Source organism: Bradyrhizobium sp. LeoA1Lang (genome assembly GCF_055413685.1).
The window spans coordinates 1-252 of the sequence record NZ_JBVAPG010000660.1 but is presented as its reverse complement, the minus strand read 5'-3'; the positions used below and the strand labels follow the sequence as shown (position 1 = coordinate 252).

1 pseudogene is annotated in these 252 nt (G+C 65.1%); it reads right to left on the bottom strand.

Annotated features, from left to right (window positions below):
- Positions 1–35 precede the first annotated feature (35 nt).
- Positions 36–252: pseudogene (locus ACZYOF_RS44880) on the bottom strand (hypothetical protein); the annotation flags it as partial.

Genomic DNA, 252 nt, shown 5'->3' with positions numbered 1-252 from the left:
GACGGCTGGCAGACCCTCGCCAGCAAGCCCATTGCTCAGCCGGTTGATCTTGCCGCCTGAGCAGATATCATCCGTTCACCGGAGACTCGCGACGGACAAATTCCAACCAAGTTCGCGACGGCACCGTCCGACCGCATGTAACGGGGCAGCCCGAACTCGCGGAACGCGGCGTCGAGCACCGGCCAGACATGCTCGGTGTCCGTGTGCGGCAGCGCCTGGCAGCGCAGAAGGTAGCGGCTATGGGCATCGGTG